Genomic DNA, 18,418 nt, shown 5'->3' with positions numbered 1-18,418 from the left:
AGAAATTAGGGTTCTTTTTTATCTTCCTTTCTAAAACCAATCAACTTTCTGTACTTAGATTCTGATTCTTTTAGTTCTTCTTCTAGTTTTTTATAATTGCTAATGTCTTTTATGGTTACCACAGCAGCAACCACATTATTCTCTTGATCAATTAAAGGTTTTCCGCTTATAAGAACTCGCTTTTTTTCATGTGTAGTTGGATTCCAAAGTACAACATCAACGTCATTTGTCTCTTCACCGTTTAAAGCGCGTTCCATAGGCAGATTTTGAGACGGAAAAATCGTTTGTTCATCGGGGAAATACAAATCAAAATGCTCTGATAGATTCACAGGTATTTGATTGTCATTTTCAATCCCAAAAATTTCATTGGCCATGTAATTAGCCATGATAACTTCTTTTTCTACATTTGCTACTATGACAGCTTCATTTATATTTTCAATGATTAATTGTAGTTTTTCTTTATTTTGATAAAGCTCATTTATTATTTCTTTCTCTTCTTCTTCTAATCGGACTCTTTCAGTAATATCGCGGGCTACAGAATATAAAATGTCTTTTTTGGTGTCAATATTGACATTCCAGTCCAGCCATTTAAAAGTGCCGTCTTTGCATAACATACGATCTTTAAAATTTACTCCGGGATTTTCTTTTGAAAGTTTGGCTAAGATTTCCTCGACTGCATTTTTATTATCAGGATGGATTAAGTCGATAAATTTTATTTTAGCAATGTCTTTTTGGCTATAGCCTAATGTTCTGGTAAAAGCAGGATTAATTTTGATGAAATGATCATCTTTTGCCACGGTAAGTATATCGAATGCCATATTAAAAAACTGATCAGCCATTTTTAGGGATTCTTCATTTTCAACTAATTTTGTGATATCACGGGCAACGGCATACATTAAACCTGTTCGGCTATCATAAGTGCTTGTCCAGTCTAGCCATTTATAAGAGCCGTCTTTACAAATAGTGTGCGCTCTATGATTTAAAACAGCATTCCCTTTTTGTGATTTTTTCATAGAATCTATAGCATTTCTTTGCTCCTCAGGATGGGTAAATGTCAAAAAAGGGTTGTTGTTCATATCTTCTTGATTGTAGCCAAGAGTCCTTGTAAAGGCTGAATTTATTTTTATAAAATAGTCGTCTTTTGCAACAACAAAAATATCATAGGATATATTAAAAAAGGCATCGGCAATGATTAAAGTGTTTTCAATTTCTTTTTGAGCAGTAATGTCATGGCCAACAGCATAGAATAATCCCGTTTGAAGATCTGAAGAAGCAGACCATACCAATCGTTTGACAGACTTGTCTTTGCAAATCCATCTGTTTTCAAATTGGATGGTTTTACCTCCTGTTTCAAGTTTTTCTACTTCTTTTTGTGTAATTAGTTTGTCATCCGGATGGATGTACGTTAGAAAAGGATGACTCAATAATTCTTCCTCAGTGTATCCTAATGTTTTGCTGAGCGATGGATTAATTCTTATAAGCATATCTTTGGAGGCAATTACCATAATATCCAAAGACATATTAAAGAATTTGTCAGTGCCTTTTGTTGATTCTTCTAGTTTTTTTCTGTCGGTGATGTCAGTAGAAATTCCTCCGATGGCATAAATTAGACCTGATGAATCATACAAGGGAAACTTAACCGCGATATAAGTATGTGGTCCATCCCCTTGTTCAATAATTTCTTCTGTTTTTAATTCTTTTAATGCTTTTACAACTTCAAGATCTGAATTTCGATAGCGCTCCGCCACTTCTTTTGCTAGAAAATTATAGTCTGTTTTTCCTATTATTTCTTCATTCGATATTTTAAATAAGTTACTAAATTGCTTGTTTATCAATAAGTATTCTCCATTGATTTTTTTTATAAAAATAGGATTGGTTGTGTTGTCTATGATTGACTGAAGTAATTGTTTGTTTTCGTAAAGTAAGTCCTGTGAAATTTGTTTGGCATGCAATTGGGAACGAATGATAAAATAAACAATAAACAATAAAATAACGGAGAGGACAAACAAGGAGAGTTCGATCCAATTTAATGGGGAATCCATAACTTGATCTCTTTGCTCTTTCAGTCGTGTGACAAAAATTATACCTGAAGCAATAACAACCAATACGTTGATGACAAATCCAAGGAATATTTTTTTTTCAAAAGAAATTTTCATGAGTTTAAAGTTTTAAACGCGATTTGAGTTAAATCCTGATGAATTGCTTATCTATATGAAAGTTAGTGAATTATATTCAATTTTTGAATCTGTATTTCATTTTTTTGACAGCAAATTAAGTAGCTTTTATAAGTATAATAATCATTGTCTGCGGTGTGAAAAGAAGCAAAAAAACAGTAATGGTTTGTATAATTTTAAAAATACAGTTCTAGTATTTTATCTTTAACTGTTTTCAAATCTCATCAAATTTAAGCTCAATAAGATGACAACAAGAGTGACCCCTACATCTGCGGCAATGGCTAAAACTAAGTTGCTGTAACCTAAAAAAGCTAAGAGGATAAAAAATATTTTTACTGTAATTGCACCGATGGTATTTATTTTTATTCGGGACAATGTTTTTTTGCTAAGACGAATTAAAAAAGGGATAAGAGAAAGATTGTCATTCATCAGAGCAATATTGGCTGTTTCTATTGCGGTATCACTTCCTGCAGCTCCCATTGCAATTCCCACGGTACTTAATGCTAAGGCTGGTGCATCATTTATGCCATCGCCCACCATGGCTACACTGCCGTATTCTTGTAATAATTCTTTTATTTTTTCGGATTTGTCTTCGGGAAGTAAACCGCCAAACACTTTTGTAATGGCTACTTTTTTAGCCACATAATTTGCCGCTTTTTCACTGTCGCCGGTAAGTATTATCAATTCGATATTTTGTGTTTGTAATTGCTTTATTGCGGCAATACTATCTGGTTTTATCTCGTCTGTCAGACCAATAATACCCGCAACACCTTTACCAAAACTTACGACCACACTTGTTTTGCCTTCTGATGCTAATTGTGCTACTATTTTTTCGGCTTCTTCAGTTACTTCATGATATTCTTTGATGAATTCAAGTTTGCCTACAAAAACGGTTTCATCTTCACAAACCAAACATCTTGCTGTAGCTCCTTTCCCCATAAAACTTTTAAAGCCTTCTGCTTTGTGTGGTTCAAAACCTTCTGCTTTGCTTGCGGCAACTATGGCTTGCGCCAAAGGATGTTCAGAAAACAGTTCGGTTCCAGCTGTACAAGCCAAGAGTTCTTCGCGACTGGTACCATTTAATGGAAAAATATCTGAAACGACTGGATTTCCATAAGTGATGGTTCTAGTTTTGTCTAGCGCAATTGCTTTTATTTGCGCCATAGATTCAATGTATTTACCTCCTTTTATCAGAGCTCCTTTTGCGGAAGCATTCCCAATGGCGGCATAGATGGCAACGGGAGTGGAGATAACCAGCGCACACGGGCAGGCAATTACCAGCAGGGTGATGGCTTGTTTTAACCAAAGATCAAAATCCAGATGTAGCACAAAAACCGGAATCACAAAAACCAAAACTGCGATAGCAATAATCGTTGGTGTATAAAATTTAGAAAAGCGTTGAATAAATTTTTGGGTTTCACTTTTTGAGGCTGCTGCTTCAAAGGTGAGTCGGATGATTTTTGAAAAGGTGCTATCAACGGAAAGTTTGGTGGTTTCGATTTCGATAAAATTATTTTTATTGAGCGTTCCCGCAAATAAGGCGTCGCCGGGATGTTTGTCTTTTGGGATGGGTTCTCCTGTAATTGCGGCTTCATCAACGGTGGTTTCCCCAGAAATGATTTTTCCGTCTAGCGGAATCATTTCGCCCGGTTTTACCTGAATGATGGTTCCTACGGCTATTTTGTTAAGGGTAATAGCTTTGTTTTCAGATTTTACAAAAGCAGTTTTGGGAGCCTTACGCACTAATTCATCCAAGGCTGATTTTGAGTTTTCTAAACCGATATCTTCTAGTCGCTCGCCCAAAACATAAAGTACTATAACGACTGCAGCTTCGGGGTATTCACCCAAATAGAAAGCGGCAATAACCGCAATAGTCATCAGCAAATTGATACTGCTAAATTGAAGTTTGAAAATGGCTTTTATACCATTTGTCAAAACCTCATGACCAATACCTATAATAAATGCGGCAAAAACAAAAGGACCATAAGGCATCGGAATAGAAATGCCAATAAGCGATAAAATTTCTAAAATAATCACAATGCTGATAGCTAGCAGGAGAAAAAGAAATTTTTTATCGTTTATTGGCAGTTGCATAATTTCAATTTTCTATTCTAATTAATGTTTTGCTGCTTGTTTAAAAGAATAGGCGTTCCAAAACCAATTTGCTCTAATTTTTTAAGTTGGGTTTCTGCGTCACCTACAATTAAATAGATCATCTTGTTAGTGTTTAAATATTTTTTTGAAAGCTTTTTTATGTCTTCTATAGAAATATTCTTCACCGTATTTTCTCTTTGTTTGGCGTAATCATTAGGGAAATTGTAGTTGCTGATTTCATAAAGCATTTCCAATTTCGAATCCATTGTTTCAAATGCTCTGGCATTACTTTTAATCAGATAACTTTTAGTGACATCTAGATCATTTGCATTAAAATTGGCGCCATATTGATCTACAATTTCTTTTATTAAATTTACTGATTCGTAAGTTACATTTGAACGCACTCCGCTATAAATTGCAAATGGACCTTTGGTATTGGACCCATCAAAAGATGAACCAATTCCGTAAGTATAACCTTTTCCTTCGCGCAATTCTTGGGTAAGTTGTGACGAAAAACCTCCGCCTCCTAAACGGTAATTCATGATGTCAGCAGGATAAAAATCAGCATCTGTAGCGGCAAGAGCCGGGTATCCTATTCGGATTACTGATTGTTTGGCACCGGGAACATCGTAAAAGTAAATTTTAGAACTTTCTGGGGCATCGGCTACTTTTATTGCCGGGAATGTTACTTTTTTAGACTTCCAGTTTTTATTTAAATCGGCTAACGAACGATTTACTTCGGCTTTTGATACAGCTCCTACAATTTGGAAATCAGAAACAACTGGCGAGATATTTTGGTTGTAATAGTCTTTCAAATCAGTAAGGCTGATGCTATTGATTGAATTTTCGGTTCCGATGCGATTATTCGATAAAACAGATTCTTTTCCGTAAACTAATTTTCGGAATTCATTTCTGGCAATATTGTTTGGATCTGCTTTTTGTTGTTGAATTTGGCTTAAAGTACTTTGTTTTATCAAATCAAATTCTTTGGCATCCCAACGAGGCTGCAAAAGGATTTCCTGAACTAATTTCATTGTTTGGTCGTAGTTCTTCGCCAGTGTATTCCCTTTAATCAAAATAGATTCATCGGTTGCCGAAGCTTTGATTGTGGCTCCAAGGCTTTCAATGGCATTTTCCAATTGTTCTGGCGTTTTGTTTTGCGTTCCTTTTGTCATCAATTCGGCAAGCATTTTTGAAATACCAATTTTCGATGCATTTTCCAATAACATTCCGCCTTTAATTTGTAATTGAAATTCTACCAAAGGCACTTCCTGATTTTCGATTCCAAAAAGACTTAAACCAGATGATAATTTGTCTTTCCAAACTGATGGCAATACAACATCCGGACTTTTCCCATAAGCAGGTTCTATGCTTCTGTCAAATTTGGAAGGCGTTTTGGCATAAGTTGCTGCAATACTGGCATCAAAAGCTTCTTCTTTGCCTTCAATTATTTTTTCTTCAACAACCTTGGCTAAGACTGAGCCTTTAAGTGCTAAATTGGCTTCGCCTTTCGGCACGAAACTCGTTGCAATAAAATGTTGGTCTTTTATGTACTTTTTATAAACGCGCATCACATCTTCGGTCGTTACTGCAAGGATATTTTTTACGTCTTGATTTATAAAATCAGGAGTTCCAGCAAAGATTTCATATTGAGCTAACTGAAATCCTTTTCCTAAAACACTCGATAGTCCGTTGTAAAAATCAGTTTCTTGTCCGGCTTTAATTCGGCTTAGATCTTGTTGAGAAATACCTTCTTTTTCAAAGTTTTTGAAGGCTTCGTTTACACCATTCATAACAGTATTTAAATCCGTTTTGTCAAAAGCAACAACTTTGAGGATGTATTGTCCTGTTAGTTCAGAATTGTATTGAGAGAATCTTACTTCATCGGTCAATTTTTGGTCTTCCACCAAAGTTTTGTATAAAGGTGCTTTTTTTCCTCTTGAAAGATAAGTTGCCAAAACTTCCAACGCATAGCTGTCAGGGTGGTATTCATAAACCGAAGGCCAGGTTAGGGTAAGTTGTGGTAAACGCGCAAAATTATCTTCGTAGTATAATTTTTTAGTTTCGGTCAGGGTTACGGGCTGTTTTTCCATTTTCGGAATGCTTTCTCCACGTTTAATTTCGCTGAAATATTTTTGTACCCAAGCCTTGGTCTGTTTTACATCAAAATCGCCTGCAATGGTTAGGGTCACATTGTTAGGGACATACCAACGATTGTAGAATTCTTTTACGTCCTGAAGGGAAGCATTTTGTAAGTCTTCCAAAGAACCAATTACCTCCCAATGGTAGGGATGGTTTTCAGGGTACAAATTGGTATTGATTACAGAAAAATTATTCCCGTAAGGCTTATTGTCGTAACTCTGTCTTTTTTCATTTTTTACGACTTGTTTTTCTTTGGCAAGTACAGGATCTGTAACGGTATTGATGAAATACCCCAGTTTATCGGCTTCTGCCCAAATCATTTTTTCTAAAGCATCTTTAGGGACTGTTTGATAGTAATTGGTGCGGTCTCGGCTTGTTGATCCATTGGCACCGGAGCCTCCAATACGGGCACTCATTTTATCTAATCCGCCTTTACCCAGATTCTCTGATTCCAAGAAAAGCAAGTGTTCAAATAAATGAGCAAATCCAGTTCGGCCGGCTTTCTCTCTTGCCGATCCCACATGACAGGTCAAAGCAACGGCAACAACAGGATCAGATCTATCAATGTGTAAGATTACTTTGAGGCCATTGTCTAAAGTGAATTGTTCAAATTCCACTTTGAATTCTTTTGATTTAGCCGTTTTACCATCCTTCTGTGAATAGGAAACAAATACCGTAAATAGGAGAATTGGGAGTGTTAGAAACTGGAATGATTTCATTTTAAAAATTTAAATTATTGTTTTTAAAGAACCGACTGATTAAAACAGGATTTGATGTTGTGTCAGAATAGGCTGCTGTTTTTTTGATAAAAAGTACGCTACCTATTTTTTATAACGGGAACGAAGTTAAGAAAAAATAGTGTTTAGATTTGTTAATGTAAGATTTTTTCCAATAGTGCGAAATCGGAGGTAAATATGAAAAAGCAGCTGTTTTAGGTAGCTTATTTATAGAGTTTTATTATCAATCCTTCTGCTCAGATTCAGATATTCATATCCGGATTTTCAATATCTGCTGACAAGGAATCTTGTCGATGTGGTTTGGGAGCAATTATTTTGACTGAGTTTATATTTTTTATTTGGGATAAAGTTTCGATGCAGTTATCAACCATTTCTTCGGTGGTGCGTTTTATATAGTCACTTTTTTTAAATTGCATTACATTTTTGTCCATGTCTTCAGCTGTCCAGCCTCTGCTCCAGCCTACGAAACTGAAAGGGGGAAAAATAAATCCTAAATCGGTAAAAAACCACATTAATTGACCGGCAACAGATTGGATATTGTCTTGTCCTCCTGTAATAATGAAAGCCGCTACCTTATTTTTGATTAATATTTTTTTCTTGAGGGTGATTTGATTTTGTACCGTATTGAGGCGTTCCGCCATTTTATAATACAAAGACGAAGGATTTCCCCAACGGATTGGAGTGGCTAATAAAACCACATCGGCCCACAAAACCATATCACGATATAGCTGTGTCATGCCGTCTTTGGGATTCATTTCGGTGATACTGCAAGGCCAAGTACACGCATTCATATGCTGAGAGTAATAACCTTCACAATGCCTGAATTTCAATTGCCGTAGTTTGATCATTTTTGTTTGCGCCCCATATTTTTCGCTAGCATAGGCCAATGCTTTTTCAAGTGCGTCTTCGGATGTGCTAAATCTTGCCAGATTATCATTCATGTTAGTGGTAGAAATCCCCAATATGTTTAAAGAGCTTGCTGTTGTTTGGTATTTTAAATGAATTAAATCCTCCAAGGCACTTAAATCGTGGGTGGCTTTTTTTGCTTTTACGATAGGTTCTTCGCTTATTAAAATAGCATCGCCATCTATTTTTATCTGATAAACAGATTGTTGGTCTTTGTAATCAAAAGGCGCTTTACCTGTTTCAATATTATATTCCCAACCATGCCATGGACAGGTCACATAAGTGCCATCATATTTATTTTCGACACAGCCTAAGCCTAAAGGACCTCCTTTATGCAAACAAGCATTTCCTATGGCCGTGATTTTTCCATTGAAATGAAACAGAACTACTTTTGAATTTTTTAGCTGTACGATCTTACTGCTGTCTTCCGGAAATTCAGAAAGAGATGCTACTTTTATGAAATTCATTTTCGAATGATTTAATGCTTGAAATGAAAAATTGTGTTACGATCTTAATCCGACTTTTTAGACTTTTTTTAGTTGGTCAATGTTAGTTGTATGGCCTTACTTTTTGTTTATAGCTGTTTGTAATTCAGTGTTATAGCAAGCTGAATGTTTTCGGCTTTATAAAGATAGTGAAAAAGCAATTAATTGCAAAAGGACGAAAAGGAGAGAGGAGTTTTAGAAATTGTTTATAGAGATGGATACAGAATAAAGAATTATTTGAAAAGTATACCAAGCGCATTTAGTTTTAATGAGATAATTTTTGAGGTATGTTTTGCTTTTACTTTGTATTAGATAAAAAATAAATTATAGCGCACTTTGCGAAAAACTTTGCGAACTTTGCGGTAAAACAAGAGAAAATGAAAATAAACCTAAAGAACGGAATTGACAAGCTCATTTTCGGGATGAAGCAAAAGGATGTTACCGCAGTTTACGGTAAGCCGGATAGAAACTACAAGGATGAGGATGATAACGTAATTTTTGCCTATAATGCGCTTAAAATTCGATTAACGTTCTACAAAGACGAAGAGTTTAAACTGGGCTACATGGTGGCTTCCAGCGCGGCTTTGGAATTATTTGGTAACAAAGTTATCGGTCGAAACATTAATGATGTTAAGAAAGACATGGTAGCCAAAGGAATTACTAAATTCACCCAAGAAGAGTTTGATACGTTTGAAAATTATTTCAATGAAGAAAACTGGATTATCCTGCAAACCGAATTTGACGAGGTAGTGAAATTTGAAATTGGTGCTATCATCAATCAAAAAGACGAATTTGACTGGAAATTCCCGGCTAAAAAGTAATTTGTATCCCTAAATAACAAAACCCGATAGTTTATAGCTATCGGGTTTTTTGTCTAAAAAAGGCTGTAATAATTCTTTTCTGGATTAGTTTTTTAGTAATTCATAAATTCTAAAGTCTTTATTACCATTAGCGTTTATCTCTATTGCGGTTACTTTCTTTAATTGTTTAGAAGGAATTACGATGTAATTTTCAGAACCTTTATAGATTTGTGTTTTTTTACCTTGCTTGCTAATTTGATAAATTTCAAAAGGCTTGTTGTTGTTTTGCAAAAGCAGACTAATCGTTTTTGTTTCCTTGCTTAATGATATAGGCAGGTTTAGATTATCTTTAGCATTCAGTTCTAAGTAGGTTGCAATCGAATAATCTTGAACGTAGACCGTTTGATCGGCATTTTTATTTTCGGCTTCCACAATTATTTTAAATTCTTTTAGGAAAAAACTCTTACTATTTGCGGAGTTGTTTTTGTAACGGATGTGTTTTATACCATCGGCCAAAACTTTAAGGTTTCTTTTTCCTTTTTTCTGCTCCACATTTAAGATTTGCCAATTAAGACCATCAACCGAAGTTTCAAATGCTCCACCTTCCAGCAAATTATTGGATTCTAAATTAAAATAAAATTCTTTTGCTTTTAAGCTTTTGTCAATGTGAATTCCTAGATATTCTTGTGAATTCAGATTTATAACCTCCAAAATAGGGGATATGGCAATACTGGTATTGCTTAATTGCAAAGGTTGGTTTTTTAGTTTTTCGGTATTGTTGATCAAGGCTGTAGAACTGTTTTTTTCAAAATTTGCGGCAGCTGGGATAAAATAGCTTTGAGTTTGATCAAAAATAGTCTTAACAAAAGGCATTAAAACCAAAGAACCTGTTTTTACTCCCGGCTGGTAAGGGTTTTGGTTGAAGGTTTTGTCTACTAAATGGATGCTGTCTAAAAGCGCTTCCACTTTTAAATAACTATTCCAAGCCAAAGCCTTATTTTCGGCTTGTTTTGCCTCAAGCATATTTATAGTTTCTAATCCTGCTTTTCCTAATAAGTTAAATTGTGTTAACCAAGGATCAATTTCACGAATCAGATTTTTATTGAGAGATTTGCTGCGCAGTTCCTTGGAAACCGGAATAATATGTTCAAATTCAGTTTTAATTTTTGTCGCTAAGTCCTGCAAATAACTTCCGTTTTTATATGCCGCTAAAAAAGACTCTACCGCGGGTTTTATGATTACCGATTCGTCTCTTCTGTAACGATGTCCATTTGGGCCTAAATCACTATTGTGTTCATTGAATAACTGAAATGCCGTTGCTGCTTCTGGCATAATATATTTTGCCGCTGCATGCCAAGCCGACATTGGCTCGTAACTCTTTAGATTCCAAGAATACAAAGCAACGCTAAATAATGCCAATTTAGAGGCTTCGGCTCGCTCCATAGGATTGGAAACAAATCCCGATAAATCATTTTTAATCGTAGTGTCAAGACCATAAGCCGCGCCCATCAACAAATGATCGCGAACGTAATCGCTTACAGGAAAGTTCCACCAAATGTAAGCTTTGCGTTTAATTCTTTTATTGATCCAGTCTAAATCGGCTGCGCTAACATCATCGATAACTCTGTCACCCGTCCACATCACTTGAATCGTAGGATGTAATTTGTCTCCCAAAATGTCTAAATAAGTATTTGGTTTTGGGTCAGACCAGGCTTTGTTGTATTCTGTTGGGCACATGATTAAAGGCAAAACATCTTTTTTCTTTTCAACGAATTGACTTTGTAGATAATTCAATAATTGTGCTTGTTTTTCGGCTTTGGTACCTTCTCCTGAAATATCATCAAAAAATACGGCAAAGGAACGCACGCCTAAATCGTACATCCATTCGAATTTGTTTAAAATGGCTAAACTATCTGTTTTATTCCATTGAATGTCTAAGCCCGGATGAATGGCCCAAGTGAAGTCTACTTCATTGTTCTTAGCTTCTTGAACGAGTTCCTTAATTTGCTTCGCATTTTCTGATGGATAAGGTTTTCTCCAGTTTGGTGAGGAATGGTATGGGTCATCTTTTGGACCGTAGATATAAGTGTTTAATTTTAACGCTCCATAAAATTTAAATTGCGAAATGCGGTCTTCATGGCTCCAAGGAGTTCCGTAAAAACCTTCAACAGAACCACGTGACAAAACATCTGGGAAATCTGTGATGTCAACTAAAGGCAGACTATTGTCTTTTTTTAATTGCTTTAAGGTTTGCAACGCATAAAAAGCAGATCTATTATCAAAAACACCAATTTCTATAGCCTGAGGAGTGATTTTCAACGTAAATCCTCCGGATACATTTAGGTTTTTATCGGCTTTTTTTAAAGGATTAATGATTATGGCTAATGGTTTGCTTCCACTTTTATTGTTAAATAGCTCGTTTAATAAATTTAAACTATTGGATTTTAATTTAAAATTACCCGCTAATTGATAAGGTACATCGGAACTGATTTTTTGTTCACCAAGGTTTATTATCTGTGGACTTGGGTAAATGTTGTGGCTGCTATTTTGCGTCCAGCCAGTATTTGCAAAAGATAAAATTAAGGCAGTTAATAAGAGTTGTTTTAGTTTCATTTTTGGGTCTAAAGGTTAATAGGGCTTGAATAAGTTTTTATAAGATATTTCGGGTTTACATAAAATAATAAAGAGTCGAACCCAAAAGGGTAAATATATATGATTTACCTTTTACGAAAAAATGTTTTTCTTCTAAAAAAGTGATAATTCATTTTAAAAGAAGTTGAGAACTTGATTTAAGCTTGCAGTATTTTTTTTTGTAAATAAAAACTTAAATAGGCTAATATTATTATTGAATTGTTACTTTTGCAAAAGATAAAATAATCAGTAAGGCTTTGCTATTATTGACTTTTAGAAACGGGCGTAGTTCAAGGGTAGAATAGCGGTCTCCAAAACCGTTGATGGGGGTTCGAATCCCTCCGCCCGTGCAAGAAATAAATCACAGTCCAGAGTTGTAGATTTATAAAGGAGTATAAGTTGCTAATATTTTAATGAAATTTGAAATAGCAGCGCATAAAAAACCCGACAGTTTATTAAAACTTGTCGGGTTTGTTTATTTTAGTTCTTAGTAAAAAACTGTTTTTATTATTTTGAAGTTGTTGGTTTTTCAAACATTTCCAATTCAAACACAAGATTAGCATTTGGTGGGATAACACCACCAGCACCTCTTTCGCCATAGGCTAATTTAGATGGGATAAATGCTACTACCTTGTCACCATAAGACATTAATGATAATGCTTCAATAAATCCTGGAATCATACCGTCCTTTTTACCGGCTTCAAAAGGAAAAGCTTGGTAGCCATTTTGAGCGGCTCTGTTTTCGTCATATTTCCCGTAGGTTTTAGAAACGTCCTCATAACTGCTGTCAAATAAGGTTCCGTCTTCAAAATATCCGGCATAGTGAAAATAGAAAGTCGTTCCATCGGCAGGTTTTAAACCCTTTCCTTTTTGAACTATTTTGTATGTTAAGCCTGAAGGAGTCGTGGTTGTAGTAGCTTTTGTTGTTGCCAAGTAAGCGGCTTTAGCTGCAATAACAGGGCTATATTTCTCTAGGTATACTTTTTTCTTTTCAGCTTCAGCTGCCAGCTGTTTGGCTTTATTTTCAGCTTCTACTAAGGCTTGTTTTTTGGCATCGTCGGCTTTATCTCCATAATAATCAGAGAATACTTTTGTGGCATTGAACTGCTTTGCCAAAGTTCCTCTTCTGGCAATAGTAATTTTTGTAATTACGTCATTTTGAACAATGCTGTTTACTATTTCCATTCCTTTGGTTACATGTCCAAAAACGGTGTGCTTCCCGTCTAGCCAAGATGTTTGTTTATGAGTAATAAAAAACTGACTTCCATTGGTAGCTGGTCCCGAATTGGCCATAGAAAGAATTCCTGGTTTGTCGTGCTTCAAGTCGGTGATTTCATCCTTGAAAGAATAGCCTGGTCCGCCAGATCCATTTCCTGAAGGATCACCACCTTGAATCATAAAATCATTGATGACTCTGTGGAATTTTAAACCATCAAAAAAAGGTTTTCCTTTTAATTTTTCGTCAGTAACAAAAGTGTTTTTTCCTTCAGCAAGCGAAATAAAGTTTGCTACTGTAATAGGCGTTTTTTTATATTCTAATTGAATAACAATATCTCCTTTGTTAGTCGAAATAGTTGCAAAAATTCCCTCAGCAACCACAGGAGCTTTAATTGTTTTCTTAATTGTAGCAACAGGTTTTTTTGATGAAACGGGTTTCTTTGTCGTTTGTGCCTGCATATTTAGCATTCCGATGAAAGCTAATAATAAAAGTTTGAATTTCATTTTTTTAAAATTTAAAGTTTAATTTTTTTGTCCATTGAATTATTGAGGGGCTGTCTCTAATAATTCGATTTCAAAAATAATATTAGCGTTTGGTGGTATTATGTCACCTGCTCCACCTGCTCCGTAAGCCAAATGAGAAGGAATAAATAGTATTGCTTTATCGCCAAAAGATAGTTTTTCCAGTCCTTCGATAAAACCAGGAATCATCCCATCTTTTTTTCCTGCTTGAAAGGGAATGGGTTGGTAACCTCCTTGAGCTGCTCTGTTCTCATCATATTTACCAAAAATTTTGGCTACACTTTCTATGCTGGTATCAAATAAATGACCGTCTTCAAGAAAACCGGCATAATGAATATATAATGTTGCTCCTTTAGCAGGCTTTTTACCGTCAGCTTTCTTAGTGATAACGTATTTAAGTCCAGAGGAGGTTTTTGTTGCTTTGCTTTTTAGGGCATTAAAATATTTTACTTTGTCATCACGAACGTCTTTGTATTTTTCGTCGTATATTTTTTGATTTTGAGCCTCAATAGCCTGCTTGTTTTTTTGATTTTCAGATTCAACAGTGAAGTAATCAGAAAATGTTTTAATGGCATTAAACTTTTTTGCAGCTTCGCCTTTTCTTATAATGGTGATTTTTTTGATGAAATCGTCCTGTACAATTTTGTTTACAACTTCCATTCCTTTATCAACCACATGACCAAAAATAGTGTGTTTCCCGTCAAGCCATGGTGTAGCAAGGTGCGTAATGAAGAACTGGCTGCTGTTAGTTGCAGGACCGTTATTGGCCATGGCCAAAACGCCTCCATTATCAAATTGCAAATCAGAAATTTCATCTTTAAATTTATATCCGGCATCGCCAGAACCTGTGCCTAAAGGATCTCCTGTTTGTATCATAAAGTCATTGATGACTCTGTGAAACTTCAAACCATCAAAAAAGGGTTTGTCTTTTAGGTTTTTATTGGTAACAAAATCATTATTTCCTTCGGCCAAAGTAACAAAATTAGCTACCGTAATAGGTGCTTTTTCATAATCTAATGATACAATGATATCTCCTTTGCTTGTTTCAATTTTAGCATACAAGCCATCTGGAAGATTGTTGTATTCCTCTTTACAAGAATATAAAGTAGTGATTGCGAATAATACGAGTAAGATTCTTTTTTTCATAACTATTTACTTAATTATTTAATGGTGTTTTTTTTGGGTTTATTTGATCAGTAATGGTTTTATTATTCTAAACTATCGGTAATTGTTTTTTTTGTGGGATTAGCATCAATAATCGGACTTGATTCTTTTTCTTTTTTATAAACCGATTCGGGTTTGAAATCACGTAGCGTAACTGTACAAAGTAATGGCTGGTTTACGCCTATTTTTTTATTGTCGCCATGATATCCATAAGCTATATGAGATGGGAAAAGGAAGTTTACTTTTTCGTTTTTATGCATTAATTTGATTCCGTCTCTTAATCCCATCATGATGTCTTGCTTGTCTACGCGATAGGTTTGGGGTCTTAATTCTAATTCAGAGTATATAATATTGCCTTTTAGGTCTTTTATCTCATAATCAAAAAAAGCAATATCACCCTTTTTAGGAGTCAAGGTGTCTAGTTCATTTTTAGTTTCATAAGAATACCAATAGCCTTTGGTTGAAGTGAAATATTCAATCGTAGGTGTGCTTTTGATGAGGGCTTTGATTTGATCTTCTTCGGTTGCTACTAATTTTTTATTTCGGACTACCGATTTTTTCATAAAAGAACCAGAGCTATGCGAAATAGGTCTACGAACTTCTTGTTCCTGTTTACAACTCGAAACGAGTATAGATAAAATGAATGAGATGGAAATAAAATGCTTTAATTTCATGATGTTCTATAGCGTTAGTTTTGTTACTAAATCTTCAAATTTGGCAATTGTTTCTTCCATTGATACTTCTGATTTTCCTCCTGCAGCATTCTGATGTCCACCTCCGTTAAAATGATCTCTGGCAAACTGATTGACATCAAAATTACCTTGAGAACGGAATGATATTTTGATGATTTTTTCTTCTTTATTTTCGATAAAAATAGCCGTAAAAACAATTCCCTTTATCGTTAATCCGTAATTTACAATGCCTTCGGTGTCTCCTTTAACATAACCAAATGTATTTAATTCATCTTGGGTTAGTGTCGTATAAGTAGTCTTATGATCTGTTAGGACTTTCATGTTTTGCAACGCTCTTCCCAATAACTGCAAACGGCTGTAAGAACTGTTCTCAAAAAGCAAACTTGGGATTTTGGTGTTTTCTACACCTAAATCGATCAATTCGGCTACAATTCGGTGCGTATTTCCTGTAGTACCAGGAAAGCGGAAAGAACCGGAATCTGTCAAAATTCCTGTATAAATACAGGTTCCGATAGTTTTGTCTATATCTTCTTTTTTTCCAAGGAAAGAGATGAAGTTGTAGATCATTTCGCAAGTTGATCCAAAAGAAGTGTCAGAGTAAGTATAAGCAGCGTAATCATCAGGTTTTTGATGATGATCGATCATGATAAACGGCGCTTTTTGCTGGGCTAATACTTGCTCCATGTCTGTACCAGTACGATGCAAGGCATTAAAATCCAATGTAAAAATCAGATCAGTTGCTTCAAGGATTTTAGTGCAATTTTCCTTGTCTTTTTCGAATATTTTAACGGTTTCTGAGCCAGGAAGCCAAGCCAAGAAATCAGGAAATTCATTTGGGGCAATCACAATAGGTTCGTGATTGTTCTTTAATAAAAAATGGTATAATCCTAAGGTAGATCCCATAGCATCTCCGTCAGGTCCTCTGTGCGGGATGATTACAATTTTTTTTGGTGTTGCCAATAACAACTTTATCGCTTGAATGTCTTGTATTTTCATAGTCTGCGAAATTACATTTTTTAATGTAAAGTTTTAAATCATTTAAAAATTAACATGCTTTTTCATATTAGAAATCATCTAATTTTCTTCTTTTAAATTTTTCGTACAAATGATATTTAGGTCCTTTTAAAAGTTGTGAATGGTAAATCCCCACTGAACCCGATGCGAAATAAGCAATAAAACAGGCTGTTCCAATAAATAATGCACTTTCTATGCCAAAAAGTTCTATTCCCATTACTGTGCATGCTATTGGCGTATGGGTTGCTCCCGAAAAAACAGCTACGAATCCCATTCCTGCTAATAAGGCGATAGGGAGAGGAATAAAGAGAGATAAAGTACTTCCTAATGTGGCGCCGATGAAGAAAAGAGGAGTTACTTCGCCACCTTTAAATCCCGCACCAAGCGTAAATCCAGTAAACAATATTTTGAGTAAAAAAACGTAATTTTCACTTGGTTTCGAAAAGGATTCTACGATAACGGGAACACCTAGACCAAGGTATTTTGTGGTTCCTATAAAATACATGATAATAGCAAACAACAGCCCGCCAATAAAAGGGCGAAGTGGAGGATATTTTATGTTTTTTGCAAATAGTGCGCCCCAATAATGAGTGCTTCTGGAAAATAACATGGCCGCTAATCCAAACAGAATACTTACAGGAATAATCCAAAGCAACGTTTCTAGGCTTATATCCGGAACCAAGGGAATTGTGTAATGAATGTGTTTTACTTCCCAGAATTCTACTGTAAAATAGGCGATGAACGCAACCAAAAATGATAAGATACTGCTTTTTAAACTAATTCGGCTAAAATACAAAACCTCTAACGCAAACAAAGCGCCGGCTAATGGAGTTCCAAAAACCGAAGCAAATCCGGCGCTGATGCCTAGAATAATAAGTGTCTTTCTATCAGAAGTATCGAGTTTGAAAATCCGGCGGAATTGATCGGCTATGGCGCCTCCCATTTGTACGGCAGTTCCTTCGCGACCGGCTGAGCCTCCAAAAAGATGAGTTATTAAAGTCCCGATAAGCACTAATGGTGCCATTTTTAAAGGAATTGTCTTTTGAGGATTTTCGTATTCTTCCAGTAATAAGTTATTGCCTTTTACAACTTCTTTTCCATAATAATGATAACTCAATCCTACTAGGAGTCCGCCAATTGGCAAAAGCCAAATAATCCAATTATTGTGCTCTCTAATTTGTGTCACCCATTCTAAGGCCACTAGAAAAAAAGCCGAAGCAGAACCGGATAAAAAGCCTATTAGGATACAAATGAAAAGCCATTTGGTAAGAAGTGGTATTGTTTTTTTTATTTTTTCTAAATTCATTCGTTTCAATACGAAAATTGACAAGTAATTTTTGGCTAAAGTATTACAATCCTTCTTGAATTAGTGGTTTTTCGGTGACAATGGCGGTAAATTCTATTTCCACTAAATATTCGGGAGCCATTAATTTACTGATTTCATAAAATCCGGTTGCTGGTTTTATGTCCTTAAAAAATTTAGCGTGAGCGCTCGCAACGGCATCAAAAGTAGTAATGTCAGTTGTGAATATTCGGGTTCGAATAACGTCTTTCATACTTACATTAAGATCCTTAAGTACTTTTTCGACTCTTTTTAGGATGTTCAGTGTTTGAGCATGAGCGTCATCGGCTTTTACAATTTCACCATCAACAATTGCAACTGTTCCGGATACTTCAATAATGTCTCCAATGCGAACCGCTCTGCAATAACCCATTTTCTCTTCCCAAGGAGAGCCTGTTAGTATGTTTTCTCTTTTCATTTTGATTCTTTTTTGGATTTAGATTTTAAGAATACTAACTAATTTAAAGTTTGGTATATTTTTTGCCATTTGTAAAAAT

12 protein-coding genes and 1 tRNA gene are annotated in these 18,418 nt (G+C 35.3%); 2 read left to right on the top strand and 11 right to left on the bottom strand.

Annotation, left to right across the window (positions count from 1 at the left end; all coding sequences use genetic code 11):
• Positions 1 to 5: 5 nt before the first annotated feature.
• The 4 genes from ACMDB5_RS14255 to ACMDB5_RS14240 form a co-directional block, all read right to left on the bottom strand.
• Positions 6 to 2,156 carry a PAS domain-containing protein gene (locus tag ACMDB5_RS14255; protein ID WP_413998930.1) on the bottom strand — a complete coding sequence of 717 codons (2,151 nt, stop codon included), beginning with the start codon at positions 2,154 to 2,156 and terminating at the stop codon, positions 6 to 8.
• A gap of 222 nt (positions 2,157 to 2,378) precedes the next feature.
• Complete coding sequence (locus ACMDB5_RS14250; protein ID WP_413998929.1) at positions 2,379 to 4,268, bottom strand: heavy metal translocating P-type ATPase; 1,890 nt, start codon at positions 4,266 to 4,268, stop codon at positions 2,379 to 2,381.
• 17 nt (positions 4,269 to 4,285) lie between these two features.
• On the bottom strand, positions 4,286 to 7,129 hold the full coding sequence (locus ACMDB5_RS14245; RefSeq protein WP_413998928.1) for a M16 family metallopeptidase: 2,844 nt from the start codon (positions 7,127 to 7,129) through the stop codon (positions 4,286 to 4,288).
• Between the two features lie 260 nt (positions 7,130 to 7,389).
• The gene (locus ACMDB5_RS14240; protein WP_413998927.1) at positions 7,390 to 8,520 is read right to left on the bottom strand and encodes a Rieske 2Fe-2S domain-containing protein; all 1,131 of its coding nucleotides are present in this window, start codon (positions 8,518 to 8,520) and stop codon (positions 7,390 to 7,392) included.
• 395 nt (positions 8,521 to 8,915) lie between these two features.
• Here ACMDB5_RS14240 and ACMDB5_RS14235 point away from each other — a divergent pair, with 395 nt between their 5' ends.
• On the top strand, positions 8,916 to 9,359 hold the full coding sequence (locus ACMDB5_RS14235) for a hypothetical protein (RefSeq protein ID WP_413998926.1): 444 nt from the start codon (positions 8,916 to 8,918) through the stop codon (positions 9,357 to 9,359).
• An 84-nt stretch (positions 9,360 to 9,443) separates the two neighbouring features.
• Here ACMDB5_RS14235 and ACMDB5_RS14230 read toward each other — a convergent pair whose 3' ends face one another.
• Positions 9,444 to 11,951, bottom strand: coding sequence for a beta-N-acetylglucosaminidase domain-containing protein (locus ACMDB5_RS14230; protein ID WP_413998925.1), 2,508 nt, complete (start codon positions 11,949 to 11,951; stop codon positions 9,444 to 9,446).
• A 297-nt stretch (positions 11,952 to 12,248) separates the two neighbouring features.
• On the opposite strand from ACMDB5_RS14230, the gene ACMDB5_RS14225 reads away from it, so the two are divergent.
• Positions 12,249 to 12,319 (top strand) — tRNA-Trp (locus ACMDB5_RS14225).
• 157 nt (positions 12,320 to 12,476) lie between these two features.
• On the opposite strand, the gene ACMDB5_RS14220 is transcribed toward ACMDB5_RS14225, so the two are convergent.
• From ACMDB5_RS14220 to ACMDB5_RS14195, 6 genes are all read right to left on the bottom strand, one after another.
• On the bottom strand, positions 12,477 to 13,691 hold the full coding sequence (locus ACMDB5_RS14220; RefSeq protein ID WP_413998924.1) for a peptidylprolyl isomerase: 1,215 nt from the start codon (positions 13,689 to 13,691) through the stop codon (positions 12,477 to 12,479).
• Between the two features lie 39 nt (positions 13,692 to 13,730).
• Positions 13,731 to 14,855, bottom strand: a complete 1,125-nt coding sequence (locus tag ACMDB5_RS14215; RefSeq protein WP_413998923.1) for a peptidylprolyl isomerase — start codon at positions 14,853 to 14,855, stop codon at positions 13,731 to 13,733.
• A gap of 62 nt (positions 14,856 to 14,917) precedes the next feature.
• Positions 14,918 to 15,547, bottom strand: a complete 630-nt coding sequence (gene gldI, locus ACMDB5_RS14210) for a gliding motility-associated peptidyl-prolyl isomerase GldI (RefSeq protein WP_413998922.1) — start codon at positions 15,545 to 15,547, stop codon at positions 14,918 to 14,920.
• 6 nt (positions 15,548 to 15,553) lie between these two features.
• Entirely contained in the window at positions 15,554 to 16,561 is a 1,008-nt protein-coding gene (locus ACMDB5_RS14205; protein WP_413998921.1) for a DHH family phosphoesterase, read from the bottom strand.
• Between the two features lie 67 nt (positions 16,562 to 16,628).
• On the bottom strand, positions 16,629 to 17,885 hold the full coding sequence (locus ACMDB5_RS14200; protein WP_413998920.1) for a voltage-gated chloride channel family protein: 1,257 nt from the start codon (positions 17,883 to 17,885) through the stop codon (positions 16,629 to 16,631).
• Positions 17,886 to 17,928: 43 nt separating this feature from the next.
• Complete coding sequence (locus ACMDB5_RS14195) at positions 17,929 to 18,339, bottom strand: RidA family protein (protein WP_413998919.1); 411 nt, start codon at positions 18,337 to 18,339, stop codon at positions 17,929 to 17,931.
• Between the last annotated feature and the right edge of the window lie 79 nt (positions 18,340 to 18,418).

Origin of the sequence: Flavobacterium sp. W1B (assembly GCF_047344965.1) — a bacterium.
In the GTDB taxonomy this organism is placed as follows: domain Bacteria; phylum Bacteroidota; class Bacteroidia; order Flavobacteriales; family Flavobacteriaceae; genus Flavobacterium.
This window is presented reverse-complemented; position numbering and strand designations above follow the sequence as displayed.

Excerpts from the sequence above, each read along its gene's own strand:
- ACMDB5_RS14255 (WP_413998930.1), bottom strand. The coding sequence starts at position 2,156 with ATGAAAATTTCTTTTGAAAAAAAAATATTCCTTGGATTTGTCATCAAC.
- ACMDB5_RS14250 (WP_413998929.1), bottom strand. The coding sequence starts at position 4,268 with ATGCAACTGCCAATAAACGATAAAAAATTTCTTTTTCTCCTGCTAGCT.
- ACMDB5_RS14245 (WP_413998928.1), bottom strand. The coding sequence starts at position 7,129 with ATGAAATCATTCCAGTTTCTAACACTCCCAATTCTCCTATTTACGGTA.
- ACMDB5_RS14240 (WP_413998927.1), bottom strand. The coding sequence starts at position 8,520 with ATGAATTTCATAAAAGTAGCATCTCTTTCTGAATTTCCGGAAGACAGC.
- ACMDB5_RS14235 (WP_413998926.1), top strand. The coding sequence starts at position 8,916 with ATGAAAATAAACCTAAAGAACGGAATTGACAAGCTCATTTTCGGGATG.
- ACMDB5_RS14230 (WP_413998925.1), bottom strand. The coding sequence starts at position 11,951 with ATGAAACTAAAACAACTCTTATTAACTGCCTTAATTTTATCTTTTGCA.
- ACMDB5_RS14220 (WP_413998924.1), bottom strand. The coding sequence starts at position 13,691 with ATGAAATTCAAACTTTTATTATTAGCTTTCATCGGAATGCTAAATATG.
- ACMDB5_RS14215 (WP_413998923.1), bottom strand. The coding sequence starts at position 14,855 with ATGAAAAAAAGAATCTTACTCGTATTATTCGCAATCACTACTTTATAT.
- gldI (WP_413998922.1), bottom strand. The coding sequence starts at position 15,547 with ATGAAATTAAAGCATTTTATTTCCATCTCATTCATTTTATCTATACTC.
- ACMDB5_RS14205 (WP_413998921.1), bottom strand. The coding sequence starts at position 16,561 with ATGAAAATACAAGACATTCAAGCGATAAAGTTGTTATTGGCAACACCA.
- ACMDB5_RS14200 (WP_413998920.1), bottom strand. The coding sequence starts at position 17,885 with ATGAATTTAGAAAAAATAAAAAAAACAATACCACTTCTTACCAAATGG.
- ACMDB5_RS14195 (WP_413998919.1), bottom strand. The coding sequence starts at position 18,339 with ATGAAAAGAGAAAACATACTAACAGGCTCTCCTTGGGAAGAGAAAATG.